Source organism: Rodentibacter trehalosifermentans, assembly GCF_002000545.1.
Taxonomy (GTDB): domain Bacteria; phylum Pseudomonadota; class Gammaproteobacteria; order Enterobacterales; family Pasteurellaceae; genus Rodentibacter; species Rodentibacter trehalosifermentans.
Genome location: NZ_MLHL01000021.1, coordinates 49,388 through 64,800, shown reverse-complemented (window position 1 = coordinate 64,800; position 15,413 = coordinate 49,388). Strand labels below are relative to the sequence as shown.

Genomic DNA, 15,413 nt, shown 5'->3' with positions numbered 1-15,413 from the left:
TTGACCGCTCTTTTTATTTTTATACGGGATTATGTAGCAAATGCGCAAAAGGAAAACATCTAGGGACACACGCGGTGTATCCCTACAAATAAATCCCAAATAAAGTTTTGTGCAACTGCTACATAATAGTGTTTTTATAAGCCTAAGGTTTCTTTCACAAAAGGAATCGTGAGATTACGCTGTGCTTGTAAGGAGGCTTTATCAAGCTTTTCTAAGGCCTGTAATAAGGTGTGTGTGTCACGATTTAGGCGTTTTAGCAAAAATTGTGCGGTTTCTGCGGGTAATTCAATACCGCGTTGGTGAGCATTTTTTTGTAGTACTTCCAACTTTTGCCCGTCCGTGAGTGGGGAAAGTTGGTAAATTTCACCCCATTTTAAACGTGAGGCTAAATCGGGCAATTGCACGTTTAATGCGGAAGGGGAGAGAGAAGCACTCACGATCAAAAGTGTTTTGCCCATTGCTTTGATTCGATTAAAGAGATCAAATATTGCAATTTCCCACTCCGGATCGCCCATAACGGCATCGAGATCATCTAAACAAACAAGCGCTTGCTGCTCTAAATTTTCCAATACTGCCGGAGAAAAATAACGGGATTTACTTAGCGGAACATAAATGGCAGCACGTTGCTCGTTAAGATATTGATTGCTGAGAGCACGAAGTAAGTGGGTTTTTCCACACCCTACCGTCCCCCAAATATAGAAAAATTGTTGTTGAATCTGCTGTGAGTTTTTGCGTAGAGAATCAAGCAACAACAAATTGTTGTCACCATAAAAATTCTCAAATGTGTCATCGTCAATTTGATGAATGGGCAAAGGCAATTGCTGATTCAACATACTGTAAGGCTATTTCTTAAGCAAGAAAAGGGCTATTTCAGCCCTTAATTTTCGATTATTCTACTTCATTTTTTGCTTTTGGCAAAACTAAGTTCAGCACAATCGCTACGATGGCACACAAGCTGATTCCTTTCAATGAAACAGCATCACCGACATTGACAAACATATTGCCGATACCGAATGTCATCACGACAGAAATAATGCAAAGATTGCGGGGCTCTGTAACATCGACTTTGCCTTTGATTAATGTGCTCATCCCCACCACAGCGATAGAACCGAAAACCAGCATCATAATCCCTCCCATTACGATAGTTGGAATGGTGGAAAGGAAAGCGCCGACTTTTCCGCAGAAAGAAATAGCGATTGCCCATACCGCCGCCCAAGTCATAATATTCGGGTTAAAGTTGCGGGTGAGCATGACTGCCCCGGTCACTTCCGCATAAGTCGTATTGGGTGGACCGCCGACTAAAGAAGCCGCAGCGGTAGCAACGCCATCGCCTAATAGGGTACGGTGTAATCCCGGCTTTTTGAGAAAATCTTTTCCGGTGACTGAGCTAATCGCCATAATGCCCCCCACATGTTCCACCGCAGGTGCAATAGCAATGGGTAACATATAAAGAATGGCTTCAAGATTAAATTCCGGTTTGGTGAGTTTTGGTAATTCAAACCAAGGGGCATCGATCACCGGTTGGAAATTGATTAGCCCGAGGAAAAGGCAAAGAATATAGCCTGCCGTGATACCAAACATAATCGGGATTAACTTCATTAATCCTTTTGCAAATACAGCAACTGAGAGTGTCACGATTAAAGTGATCATAGAAACAAGTACCGCATCATTATAGGCATAAGCACTGTCTTTTCCTAATGCCATATTAACGGCAACAGGGGCAAGTCCCATGCCGATAATGATGATAACGGGTCCGACCACAACGGGTGGGAAAATTCGCTCTAAGGCTTGGCTACCACGAATTTTAACCAGTGCGGAAAGCGCAAAATAAACCAAGCCGGCACAGGCCAAACCGCCCATCGTGGTGGGAATGCCCCAGGTTTGTACGCCATATTGAATCGGTGCGATGAAGGCAAAGGAGGAAGCAAGAAAAATAGGCACTTGTTTGCCGGTACAAAGTTGAAATAGCAACGTGCCTATACCGGCAGTAAGGAGTGCGGTGTTGGAATCCAAACCTGTGATAAGCGGCACAAGCACCAGTGCGCCAAAGGCAACGAAGAGCATTTGTAATCCGACAAAAGATTGTTTCGCAATGCTTTGGGTTTCTTCCGGCTGAATGGAAGAAGTTTGATTTTGATTAGTCATTTTAGTTTCAACTCTCTGTTTGAATTAACTTTAAAGTGCGGTTGGTTTTTGATCTGTTTTCCGCCCGAAAAAAGACGGCTTGAAAGCCGTCTTAATGTTTTAGAACAGATTTTATTTCGTTCCAAAAATTTTATCGCCCGCATCACCCAAACCCGGAATAATGTAGCCGTGCTCATTTAGGTGATCATCCACAGATGCACAGTAAAGCTCAATATCGGGATGTGCCGCTTCTAAGGCTTTAATTCCTTCCGGTGCCGCCACAAGCACTAACACTTTAATTTGTTTACAACCTTTCGCTTTCAATAAATCAAGGGTAGCAATCATTGAACCGCCGGTCGCCAACATCGGATCCACTACGATGGCAAGGCGTTCTTCCAAATCGCTCGCTAATTTTTGGAAATAAGGCACAGGCTCAAGCGTTTCTTCATTACGGTAAATACCCACCACACTGATACGCGCACTTGGAATATGTTCCAATACACCGTCCATCATTCCAAGACCTGCACGCAAAATCGGCACCACTGTAACTTTTTTGCCTTTAATACGATCAATTTCAACAGAACCGTTCCAACCGTCAATAATCACTTTTTCCGTTTCTAAATCTGCGGTCGCCTCATAAGTTAATAAACTGCCGATTTCTGTTGCCAGTTCACGGAATTTTTTGGTGTCGATTTCTGCTTCACGCATCACGCCTAATTTGTGTTTAACGAGTGGGTGTTTAACTTCAACGAGTTTCATGATTTGCCCCTTAGCAAATGAATGGATTAATGTGAGAATGAGTGATTGAAAATCAAATCGGCTGATTCTAAATCAGAAAATAGAAAAACTCTAGTAATTTGTGCCTGAAAGACGATGGAGAGCAGGATGTTACTTTCTAAATGGACGTAATATGTAGTTTCTATTAAGAAAGTAGCAATTGAAGATAAGGAAAACCATTTAATTTTTGACAGAGATCACTAATTCGAATAAAAGCCGTTGTATTTATTCAGAACAAAGTTAGAATAAAATCAAGTTGTAATTTGCTGTTTTTAGTGATATGGAATTGTTAGAACGACGTCAACAAGCAGTCCGAAACCAAAAGATAGCCTCTCTATATGAGGATAGCGGTGGTGCTTGGGTAGCTTTTGAAAATAAACCTATCGTTTATAATGTCGTCCGGCTTGTTTTAACGAAACCGATTGGTAACTTAACTTTGCAAGGGGAAAATGGATTTTCCGAAACGCAAAAAATAATACAAAATACGACCGCTCTTTCTTTGTATCCCCTCTTTTCCGACTATTATCAATTACTGCTTTCAACAAGCTATCAATGTTATTTAATCTGTTTATTGGTCTCGCCAAGGATGGTTTTTCTCCCACAGATATTACAACAGCAAAATATGTGGGCTAACACTCAATGCCCGAATTTTCCCTACAAATTTATCCAAATTTTCTTTGCGATGAATGAGGCCGCAAAAGTATAAGGAGTAAGCAATGACAACTTTAATCACCCAACCAATTATTGATTCTTTTTTTGAAGCCTCAAATGGCGATCCCTTTGCTACTTTAGGTATGCATGAAACTGATTGCGGCATTGAAATTCGCGCCTTATTACCTGATGCAGATCGGGTTATGGTGATAGATCGGGAATCGGGAGAAGCGGTTGCCGAATTGGAGTGCTTGGACGAACGTGGTTTTTTTACCGGCGTGATGCCAAATTGCCACCAATTTTTTGTTTATCAATTACAGGTTTTCTGGGGCAATGAGGCGCAAATTATTGAAGATCCCTATCGTTTTCATCCAATGATTGACGATTTGGAACATTGGCTACTTTCGGAAGGATCAATGCTCCGCCCCTATGAAGTCTTGGGCGCACATTTTATGGAATGTGATGGCGTAAGCGGAGTAAATTTCCGCCTGTGGGCACCCAATGCCAAACGGGTTTCCATTGTGGGGGATTTCAACTATTGGGACGGTCGCCGCCACCCGATGCGATTCCACCCGAAAAGCGGCGTATGGGAATTATTCTTACCGAAAGCCAGCCTTGGTCAACTCTATAAATTTGAGCTTATCGACTGCCACGGCAATTTTCGTTTGAAAGCGGATCCTTATGCTTTCAGCTCACAACTTCGCCCGGATACCGCATCACAAATCAGTGCTTTACCAAACGTAGTGGAAATGACCGAAATCCGCCGCAAGGCAAATCAAGGAAATCAACCGATTTCCATTTATGAAGTGCATTTAGGTTCATGGCGGCGTAATCTTGAAAATAATTTTTGGTTGGATTATGACCAAATCGCCGATGAACTCATTCCTTATGTGAAAGATATGGGTTTTACCCATATTGAATTTATGCCTCTTTCCGAATTTCCTTATGACGGTTCTTGGGGATATCAACCTCTTGGACTTTATTCGCCAACCAGCCGTTTCGGTACGGCGGAAGGTTTCCGCCGTTTGGTGAAACGAGCCCATGAGGCAGGAATCAATGTGATTTTAGACTGGGTGCCGGGGCATTTTCCAAGCGATACCCATGGACTGGTCGCCTTTGACGGTACGGCATTATATGAACACGCCGATCCACGTGAAGGGTATCATCAAGATTGGAACACGTTGATTTATAACTATGGTCGCAACGAAGTCCGCAATTTTCTTTCCAGTAACGCCCTTTACTGGCTAGAGCGTTTCGGCTTGGACGGTATTCGGGTCGATGCAGTGGCTTCGATGATTTACCGTGATTACAGCCGAGCCGAGGGTGAATGGATCCCCAACCAATATGGCGGACGGGAAAACCTTGAAGCCATTGAGTTTTTAAAACATACCAATTGGAAAATTCACAATGAAATGGAAGGAGCAATTTCCATTGCAGAAGAATCCACCTCATTCCCCGGCGTAACCCATCCAAGCGAAAAAGGCGGATTAGGCTTTAATTTCAAATGGAATATGGGTTGGATGAACGACACCCTTTCCTATATGCAACTTGATCCGATTTACCGCCAATATCACCACAATAAAATGACATTTGGCATGGTGTATCAATATAGCGAAAACTTTGTGTTGCCGCTTTCTCACGATGAAGTCGTACATGGTAAATCCTCGCTTCTCGGTAAAATGCCGGGCGATGCGTGGCAAAAATTTGCCAATTTACGGGCTTATTATGGCTATATGTGGGGTTACCCGGGCAAAAAATTGCTCTTTATGGGGAACGAATTTGCCCAAGGCAGAGAGTGGAATTATGAAGAAAGTTTGGATTGGTTCCTGCTTGATGAAAACGTTGGCGGCGGCTGGCATAAAGGTGTGTTACAGCTGGTGAAAGATTTAAACCGTATTTACCGCCAAAATCGACCGCTCTTTGAACTGGATAATTCCCCTGATGGCTTTGATTGGTTGGTGGTTGATGATGCGGCAAATTCTGTCTTCGCCTTTGAACGCCGCAGCGAACCTGATGAAAAAGGGGAATGTGAACGGATTATTGTCATCAGCAATTTTACGCCGGTGCCACGTTACGATTACCGTATTGGTGTGAACGTAGAGGGAGAATACGAAGAAATTTTGAATACGGATTCTATGTATTATCAAGGTTCCAATGTAGGTAATTTCGGCTGTGTTCAAAGTGAAGCGATTGAAAGCCACGGACGGGAAAATTCTATTTTGGTTTCTATACCGCCATTGGCAACGATTTATTTAAAATTGAAAGCATAGCTAACCTATTTTCGCCCATTTATCGCAGAGAGGAAATCCAACGGATTTCGGAAAGAAAGGGGCAAAATTGGGATATTATGTTGCACAATGGATAATTTTTCGCTCCCTCCGTTTACGGGGGGAGCTGGGCGTAGCCCTGAGGGGGGATTGCAACGAAGTTGCAAAAACTCGGTGAAAAATAACCGCACTTTCCCCCCTCCGCCTGCGGCACCTCCCCGTAAACGGAGGGAAGGTATCCAAGAGTTTTGTGCAAGTGCTACATAATACTGCAAAATTTTATGAAAAATGACCGCTCTTTCCCTCTCTCTGAGGACAATCGGCGAATGCAATTTCCGTCTGTTTCTCCGCAAAAATTGGGCGAGAGAGGCGAGAGGATTGGAGTAATAACGAGATAAATATGTTCAAAATCCATCATCACAGCACAACAACACCATTCGGCTATTCGCAATCAGTCGAGAACGGTGAGAAAGTGACTAATTTTGCCTTATTTTCTGCGGCAGCAAATGCCGTGGAACTCTGTTTATTTGAAGGGGAAAGTGAAACCCGTTTTCCTATGGTTCGCACCGACAATGTTTGGCATTTAGCCGTCACAGGGGCGAAAGTTGGCACGCAATACGCTTTCCGCATTCACGGCGAACACACCAATCCACAGAAATTAATGCTCGATCCTTATTCGAAAGCGGTAAGCCATAAACCTGATTTAAGCACGGAAGAAAGCCGTCAATGGTTCTTATTAAGCGATCCCCGTGATAACGCCCATCTTGCTCCAAGAGCGGTCATTATTGAAGAAGATTTTGATTGGGGCGATGATAAGCATCCAGCCATTCCTTGGGGCGAAAGCGTGGTATATGAATTGCACGTCAAAGGGTTTAGCCGATTAAATGAGAAGATTCCCGCCTCATTGCGTGGCACTTACGCCGGATTGGCTCATCCGGTAAACCTTGCCTATTTACAGGAATTGGGCGTGACAGCCGTGGAATTACTTCCCGTTAATTTCCATGTCAATGAACCGCACTTGCAAGCCCGTGGACAGGATAATTACTGGGGCTACAATCCATTGGCGATGTTTGCCGTAGAACCGAAATATGCGGCGACAAATGATCCCCTCAAAGAATTTAAAACGATGGTGAAAGCTTTCCACCAAGCAGGTATTGAAGTGATTTTAGACGTGGTATTCAATCATTCCGCCGAATCCGAACAGCATTTCCCGACTTTCTGCCAACGAGGCATTGACGATCAAACCTATTATTGGCGAAACGATCACGGGTATTACATCAATTGGACAGGCTGCGGCAATATGCTGAATTTATCCTCCGATATGGGGAGAAAATGGGTAGTGGATTGTTTACGTTATTGGGTGGAACAATGCCACGTGGACGGTTTCCGATTTGATTTAGCGAGCGTACTTGGGCGTGATAAACCCGATTTTAATGCTTCAGCCCAACTTTTTGCGGATATTGCCAATGAGCCGGGTTTACAAAAGGTTAAATTGATTGCCGAGCCTTGGGATATTGGTGATTACGGCTATCAAGTGGGTCATTTCCCAAGCTATTTTGCCGAATGGAATGACCGTTTCCGTGATGATCTCTGCCGTTTCTGGTTGTGGAAAAGTGGTGAACCGGGAGCGTTTGCACAACGCTTTGCCGGCTCTAGCGATTTATTCCAAAAAAACGACCGCTTGCCCCATTGTTCACTCAACTTTATCACCGCTCACGATGGTTTTACTTTGCAAGATTTAGTGAGCTATAACACAAAACATAACGAAGCCAATGGTGAAGATAATCGGGATGGTCGCAACGAAAATTACAGTTACAACCACGGAGTGGAAGGTTCAACGGAAAACTTACCCGAGCCGCAAAAAAGTGCGGTGGAAAATGACCGCACTTTTGCCCAAAGTGGTTTACTGATGAGTTTGTTGCTTGCCAATGGTACACCAATGTTGCTGGCGGGTGATGAATTCGGAAATACTCAATTCGGTAATAACAATGCCTACTGCCAAGATAATGAGATCACTTGGCTGAAATGGGCTGATTTTAATCAAGATTTATTTGAACTCACCAAAAAAACCATTGCATTACGCAAGCAAATGGTGAGTTTAACGCAAGATCAATGGTGGTCGGTTGATAACGTGCAATGGCTCAACATTCACGGTCAGCCGATGAGCCTTGAAGATTGGCAAGATCGAGAAACCAAAGCATTACAGGTAGTTTTAGATAATCGTTGGCTTTTGTTGGTTAATGCCAAAGCCGAGGGGCAACGTTTTTGTTTGCCTCAAGGGAAATGGAAGACCCGAATCGGTACAAATAATTTGGCACTCGCTGCACAGCACGCCGAGCTTTCTGCGATGGGATGTTGTGTGTTGAGTAGTGAATAACAATAATATTATGGAGATCTTTATGAAAACTCGCGACTTAAACAAGTATGACCTGGTCAAAAATACCTTAGTATTGATTTTAGCGGGAGGACGGGGTTCGCGTTTACATGAATTGACCGATAAACGAGCCAAACCGGCACTTTATTTCGGCGGTAACCGCCGCATTATCGACTTTGCCCTTTCTAACTGTATCAATTCCGGTTTAAACCGCATTGGCGTCGTCACCCAATATGCCGCTCACTCTTTGCTTCGCCATTTGCAAACCGGTTGGTCATTCCTGCCGCAAGAACGCGGGGAATTTGTGGATATGCTCCCTGCCCGTCAGCAAATTGATGATTCCACTTGGTATCGTGGCACAGCGGATGCTGTGTATCAAAATATGGCGATTATTCGAGATCATTATCGTCCGAAATATGTGCTGATTTTGGCCGGCGACCATATTTATAAACAAGATTATAGTGTGATGCTAATGGATCACGTTAATAGCGGGGCGAAATGTACCGTCGGTTGCATTGAAGTACCACGTTCGGAAGCTCACGAATTCGGTGTGATGGCGGTGAATGAAAACTTAAAAGTGAAAGCCTTTGTGGAAAAACCAAAAGATCCGCCGGCTATGGTGGGTAAGCCGGATGTTTCCCTTGCTTCCATGGGAATTTATGTCTTTAATGCCGATTATCTTTACGAGATGCTTGAACGCGAAGTGAATACCCCTGAAACCAGTCACGATTTTGGTAAAAACGTCTTACCAAGATGTTTGGAAGAAGAAACCCTCTATGCTCATCCGTTCAGCCGTTCTTGTATGGGGCGCAATACCGAAGGCGAAATTTACTGGCGTGATGTGGGCACACTTGATAGTTTCTGGCAATCAAATATTGACTTGGTTTCCGAAAATCCACAGCTTGATATTTATGATCAAAGTTGGCCGATTCGTGGTAATCCGATTCAGGCGTATCCGTCCAAGTTCTTTTATAAACATTCCAAAGTGCATCCGGTCGATAATTCACTTATCGGTGGAGGCTGTGTCATTACCGATGCATCAATCAGTAATTCTGTACTATTTGATCGTATTAAAGTGGAGTCTTTCTCAAAAGTAGAACATTGCGTGGTATTACCTGAAGTGACGGTTGGTAAAAATTGTGTGCTGAAAAACTGTATTATTGATCGCCATTGCGATATTCCGGACGGCATGCAAATCGGCGTGAATTTAGAAGAAGATCGTAAACGTTTCCGCATCAGTTCAACCGGTAAAGTAATTTTAGTCACCCCGAAAATGCTTAAGAAACTGGAGGGGGAAGAAATTGCCTCAGAACCACATTTGGATTAACAGGTAGATATGCCGTGGGTATCAACACCCACGGTTAAATATCATCATTCCCTTTGGGGTATTTAAAAGCGCGGTCAATTTTCACCGCACTTTTGCAAGTCACCGACATTATGTCGCTGTTGCACAAAGGAAAAATATAGGGATGCACTGCGTGCGTTCTTTATAAAATCTAATGATTTCAATATGTTAAAGATGAACACACGCAGTGTGTTCTTACAAACTATTATGGAAAATGAGATGAAAATATTACACGTTTGCTCGGAATTTTATCCGTTACTAAAAACAGGCGGATTAGCGGATGTGCTGGGGGCATTGCCACAAGCACAAAATCAAATCGGGTTGGATGCCCGCATATTATTACCTGCGTACCCCGCTATTGCGGCAGGTATTCCAAATACACAAATTGTTGCAGAATTTGACAATTTTGCAGGGCACATTGTTTTGCGTTATGGAGAATACAATGGAGTTGGTATTTATTTAATTGATGCCCCTCATTTGTATCATCGTGAAGGTAATCCTTACCACGATATTTATTACAACGATTATGGCGATAACTATAAGCGTTTTGCCTTGCTTGGTTGGGTTGGCGCAGAACTGGCGACAGGCTTAGACAGTTGGTGGCGTGCGGAAGTGGTTCACGCTCACGATTGGCACGCAGGTTTATGTGCCGCCTATTTATTCAATAAAGGCCGCCCGGCAAAATCCGTCTTCACTATTCACAACTTAGCCTATCAAGGGCAATTTTCTTATCATCACTTATATGAAATTGGCTTGCCTTCCGGAATGTTCCATGTGGACGGCTTGGAGCTTTACGGACAAATTTCATATCTCAAAGCAGGGTTGTACTATTCTGATGCGGTGACGGCGGTAAGCCCGACTTATGCAGAAGAAATTACCACACCGGAGTTTGCCTACGGATTGCAAGGTTTACTTGGCGGACTAAAAGCAGAGAATCGCTTAGTGGGCATTTTAAACGGTGTGGATGAAACCATTTGGCATCCGAATGTAGATGGTTACATCCAACATCATTACAAATTGAAATATATGGCAGGCAAAAAGAAAAACAAAGCCGAATTACAAGCCTATTTCAATTTACCGCAAAATGAAAATATCCCAATCTTTGTAATGATCACCCGTTTAACGGAACAAAAAGGCGTAGATTTGCTGATTGAAAGTGCGGACGAAATTGTCAAACAAGGCGGGCAACTGATGATTTTGGGGTCAGGTGCACCACATTTGGAAGCCGGTATCCGTCATCTCGCTGAAACCTATCCACAACATATTGCAGTGAAAATTGGTTATGATGAAGCCCTTTCCCACCTGATGGTCGCAGGCGGTGATGTCATTCTTGTACCAAGCCGCTTTGAACCTTGTGGGCTAACCCAACTTTACGGCTTGCAATATGGCACGCTTCCTTTGGTTCGCAAAACCGGTGGATTGGCTGATACCGTGGTGGACAGCACATCCGCTACGATAAAAGATCGCACAGCAACCGGTTTTGTGTTTGACAACGCAACACCTGAAGCGCTACGCCACGCCTTGCAACGTGCTTTTGCCCTTTGGCAAAAACCGCGTGCTTGGTCAATGGTTCGCACCGATGCAATGGAACAAGATCTCAGCTGGCAAAAATCGGCGAAAGATTATTTGGCATTGTATCAACGGCTATAATTTACTATGTTGGTTTCCAACAAATGGTTTACGCATACAGTGTTTGAGGATTTTTTTCTCAAACACTGTAATTTTGGTTGTTTTTTGTATAAGAATGACTAGAATTTAGGCGTTTTTGTGGGGCTAATTTTAGCATCAATGAATAGGGATATTTGAAAAGTGCGGACGTTTTTTATGATGTTTTTAAAAGTGATCGCCATTAAATGGAGTTTTATTGTTTGATTATCCCCCTCTCACTACTGTCATTTCTACTTTTTATAGAGGTTTAACGTTATGATAATGGATAATTTTGATTCTCCATTTCTTTATAATCGTCCTGAATTGGATATTCAGGCATTAAAAAAATCTATCGTTTATAAATTAATTTTTTCTATCGGTCGTTCACCGCGCGAAGCCAGCCAACGGGATTGGCTCAATGCAACATTATATGCGGTGCGCGATTTGGTTACTGAGGGCTGGATCAGTACCGCCCGTCAAGCCCGTGCAGACGATGCCCGTCGGGTTTATTACCTTTCTATGGAATTTTTAATCGGTCGCACGCTTTCCAATGCACTGATTGCAGAAGATGTTTACAGTTTAACGAAAGAAGCGTTAAATGAATTAAATGTTGATTTAGAAGAAATTATTGAAAAAGAAGTGGATCCGGGATTAGGAAACGGGGGTTTAGGTCGTTTGGCTGCTTGCTTTATGGACTCTATCGCCACACTTTCTTTACCGGGTATGGGCTATGGTATTCGCTATGAATACGGGATGTTCCGCCAAAAAATTGAAAATGGTCAGCAAGTAGAACGCCCGGATGCGTGGTTGGAAAAAGGTGCACCATGGGAATTTTTGCGCCCGTCAAAACGTTTCCATGTTGCTTTTGGTGGAAACATTCATTTTGAAGGCAAAAAATGCGTGTGGAATCCACAAGAAAATGTGACCGCACTTGCCTACGATCAAATGATCCCGGGTTATAAAAACGATTCTGCAGCGACCTTGCGTTTATGGTCTGCCCATGGCGGAGAAAATTTTGACCTTGCAGAATTTAACCGTGGGGAACATTTGGCGGCGGTAGAAGCCAGAGCTGCCAGCAAAAACTTATCACGGGTGCTCTATCCTGATGATTCCACTTGGAACGGGCGTGAATTGCGTTTACGCCAAGAATATTTCTTAGTATCCGCCTCATTACAAGATATTATTCGCCGTCACAAACGCACCCACAACAGCCTTGAAAATTTAGCGGATAAAGTGGCGATTCACTTAAATGATACTCACCCTGCATTAGCCATTCCCGAATTAATGCGTGTATTAATTGATGAAGAAGGTTTTGAATGGCAAAAAGCATGGGATATGACCTGCCGTATTTTCTCTTACACTTGCCACACTCTGATGTCTGAAGCATTAGAAACTTGGCCGGTTGAGATGATGGCGAAAATTTTGCCTCGCCACTTGCAGATGATTTTCGACATTAACGATCATTTCTTAGAATATGTACGCACTTATATCACCACGGATAATGAATTTATCCGCCGTGTGTCGCTTATTGAAGAAGGGCATCAACGTAAAGTACGTATGGGATGGCTATCCGTGGTTGGTTCACACAAAATCAACGGCGTAGCGGCAATTCACTCTGACTTAATGGTGACTTCGACCTTCGCAGACTTCGCACGCATTTATCCGGAACGCTTCACCAATGTCACGAACGGCATTACTCCTCGCCGTTGGCTGGCGGTAGCGAATCCACAATTAGCCGCATTATTCGACAAATACATTGGTACGGAATGGCGTTGTGATCTCAGCCAAATCAAAAAATTAGAAACTTTTGCCCATGAAAAAGCATTCAAAGAAGCAATTGCCGATATTAAATATGCCAATAAGGTGAAACTTGCCGATTATGTGAAACACACGCTGGGTATTGAATTGGATCCGAATGCGCTATTTGACGTGCAGGTAAAACGAATCCACGAATATAAACGCCAAATGTTGAATGTGTTACACATTATTGCACGCTACAATGCCATGATTGCCACCCCTGAAAAAAATTGGCAATCTCGTGTATTTATCTTGGCAGGAAAAGCCGCCTCCGCCTATTATGCGGCAAAACAAACTATCCGCCTGATTAATGATGTTGCGAATGTCATCAACAATGACGAACGTTTGCAAGGCCGCTTAAAAGTGGTGTTCATCCCAAATTACAGCGTAAGCCTTGCCCAACTGATTATTCCTGCGGCAGACATTTCCGAGCAAATTTCCCTTGCCGGCACGGAGGCCTCCGGTACAAGTAATATGAAATTCGCACTCAACGGCGCATTAACACTGGGTACGCTTGATGGTGCAAACGTAGAAATTTTGGAAAATGTAGGCGAAGAGCATATCTTTATCTTCGGTAACACCGTAGAGCAAGTGGAACAATTGCGCCGTGATGGTTACCGCCCGTTTGATTATTATCAAAACGATGCAGAATTACGCACCGTGGTAGATCAAATTACCTCTGGTGTATTCTCGCCGGATGAGCCTCAACGCTATTTATCGTTGTTGCAAGGTCTGCAATATCACGATTATTATCAAGCCTTTGCCGATTTCCGCAGCTACGTGGAAGCACAAAATACGGTAGATGAGAAATACAAGCAACGTGATCAATGGATTGAAAGCACCATCCAGAATATCATCAATATGGGTTTCTTCTCATCGGACAGAACGATTCTTGAATACGCCAAAAATATTTGGAAAATCGAACCGATTAAAGTCAATTAAAGCAAAACTTTAATGAGGCACCAAAAGTGCGGTCAAAATTGACCGCACTTTTTCTTTTACGCCTTATTATCTTTCTTCGTCTCAACCTCCATCAGAGATGGGCATTAGCAGTGGAATAATAAAAAGTGCGGTTGATTTTTTTCTTATTTTATGAACAAAAATTTGTTCAAATTTCATTCTTCATTGACTAAAAAATGTGATCTTGATCGGATATTTGAATATTCGCAATCGTTTTCCATTGACAGAAAAAAGGCTTTTTGCAATGATCCAAACCGCCTATGTAGGCGGCTTGACATTTTAAATAATGAAAAGTTCAGTCTTGGTCGTTAACAAACCAATAAGGAATAACAATTATGAAAAAAACACTAGCAGCATTAATCGTCGGTGCATTTGCCGCCTCAGCAGCGAATGCGATAGATGTCTATACAGACAAAGATACAAACCTTGAGCTATACGGCAGACTTCAAATCATGTTAGAGAAAGGTAGCAAAAAAACTACTGACGCTAATGGCTCTTCTACAAAAAAATCACAATCTGCATTACGTAACGCTGGTTCACGTTTCGGTTTTAAACTTAAACACAATTTAGATAACGATTTCTACGCATTAGGTCGTGTAGAATTCCGTTTTGACGATACCGAATCTCGTGATAAGTTCGGTAGCATTTACGCCAAACGCGCTTATTTAGGTTTAGGTAGCAAGCAATATGGTGAATTAACATTTGGTCGCTGGGTAGTTATCGCCGATGATTTAAGCCAATCCCATGACTATGAATATGGAATCATTCCAAAGGGCGATTATATCCCAACTGATGGTACTGGGGTTGTTCGCTATGACTATTTTGGAATTGATGGCTTACAATTAAGCGCAAACTATAATTTTGGTCAGAAACATGATGCAAAAGGTCGCGATTTGGCAAAATTAACAACGCCGGAGCCCTATCTCAAAAGTGCATTTGGTGTGGGTGCAATCTATGCGGTAGATAATTATGATCTTCGTTTTGCTTATGGTCATACCAACTATGAAACTGGCGTTGCAAATGAGACTCATCGCAAAGATGGCTTCCTTACCTCGTTAAGCTATAAATTTGGAGATTTCAAATTAATCGGCGATTTCGGTTATGCTCATGAAAAAGATTCAGGTGTAAAAATTGATAAATACTATGTTGCACCGGGCTTTGAATACCAAGTGCTTCCAAAATCAAAAATCTATGGTAACTACCTATACGAACATTCAAAAGCAAAAGAAGACAGCAAAGAAAAGAAACACGGTTTCTTACTTGGTGTTGACTATAAATTCCATAAACAAGTTCTCGTGTATGTAGAAGGTAAATATGAACGTACTAAAGAGTACGACTACAATGCCAATGGTGGTTATGACTACAGCGGTAAAAAAGATGACAAAGCTATCGGTGTAGGTATGCGTGTAGTTTGGTAATTTGAATTTGTTTTCAAATCTTTAACAAGGCGAATCGAAAGATTCGCCTTTGT

Annotated in this window: 10 protein-coding genes; 7 read left to right on the top strand and 3 right to left on the bottom strand. The window is 42.8% G+C overall.

Features of this window, described 5'->3' with window-relative positions; translation table 11 throughout:
- Window positions 1-134 precede the first annotated feature (134 nt).
- The 3 genes from hda to upp all read right to left on the bottom strand — a co-directional run bounded on the left by hda (window position 135) and on the right by upp (window position 2,883).
- A complete protein-coding gene (gene hda, locus BKK52_RS04910; RefSeq protein WP_077474264.1) occupies window positions 135-830 on the bottom strand; it encodes a DnaA inactivator Hda in 696 nt (231 codons plus the stop codon).
- Window positions 831-888: 58 nt separating this feature from the next.
- The gene (locus BKK52_RS04905) at window positions 889-2,145 is read right to left on the bottom strand and encodes a nucleobase:cation symporter-2 family protein (protein ID WP_077420976.1); all 1,257 of its coding nucleotides are present in this window, start codon (window positions 2,143-2,145) and stop codon (window positions 889-891) included.
- 111 nt (window positions 2,146-2,256) lie between these two features.
- Entirely contained in the window at window positions 2,257-2,883 is a 627-nt protein-coding gene (gene upp, locus BKK52_RS04900; RefSeq protein WP_077420977.1) for a uracil phosphoribosyltransferase, read from the bottom strand.
- A 304-nt stretch (window positions 2,884-3,187) separates the two neighbouring features.
- On the opposite strand from upp, the gene BKK52_RS04895 reads away from it, so the two are divergent.
- The 7 genes from BKK52_RS04895 to BKK52_RS04865 all read left to right on the top strand — a co-directional run bounded on the left by BKK52_RS04895 (window position 3,188) and on the right by BKK52_RS04865 (window position 15,360).
- The gene (locus BKK52_RS04895; protein WP_131826461.1) at window positions 3,188-3,607 is read left to right on the top strand and encodes a hypothetical protein; all 420 of its coding nucleotides are present in this window, start codon (window positions 3,188-3,190) and stop codon (window positions 3,605-3,607) included.
- A 10-nt stretch (window positions 3,608-3,617) separates the two neighbouring features.
- Complete coding sequence (gene glgB / locus BKK52_RS04890; RefSeq protein ID WP_077478084.1) at window positions 3,618-5,822, top strand: 1,4-alpha-glucan branching protein GlgB; 2,205 nt, start codon at window positions 3,618-3,620, stop codon at window positions 5,820-5,822.
- 397 nt (window positions 5,823-6,219) lie between these two features.
- Window positions 6,220-8,196 carry a glycogen debranching protein GlgX gene (gene glgX / locus BKK52_RS04885; protein WP_077478082.1) on the top strand — a complete coding sequence of 659 codons (1,977 nt, stop codon included), beginning with the start codon at window positions 6,220-6,222 and terminating at the stop codon, window positions 8,194-8,196.
- A gap of 22 nt (window positions 8,197-8,218) precedes the next feature.
- Entirely contained in the window at window positions 8,219-9,520 is a 1,302-nt protein-coding gene (gene glgC / locus BKK52_RS04880; protein WP_077474248.1) for a glucose-1-phosphate adenylyltransferase, read from the top strand.
- Window positions 9,521-9,757: 237 nt separating this feature from the next.
- Window positions 9,758-11,188 (top strand): glycogen synthase GlgA, encoded by a 1,431-nt coding sequence (glgA, locus tag BKK52_RS04875; RefSeq protein WP_077420982.1) that lies wholly within the window; start codon window positions 9,758-9,760, stop codon window positions 11,186-11,188.
- Window positions 11,189-11,461: 273 nt separating this feature from the next.
- Entirely contained in the window at window positions 11,462-13,924 is a 2,463-nt protein-coding gene (locus tag BKK52_RS04870; RefSeq protein ID WP_077478080.1) for a glycogen/starch/alpha-glucan phosphorylase, read from the top strand.
- A gap of 353 nt (window positions 13,925-14,277) precedes the next feature.
- Entirely contained in the window at window positions 14,278-15,360 is a 1,083-nt protein-coding gene (locus BKK52_RS04865) for a porin (RefSeq protein ID WP_077478078.1), read from the top strand.
- Window positions 15,361-15,413: the final 53 nt, after the last annotated feature.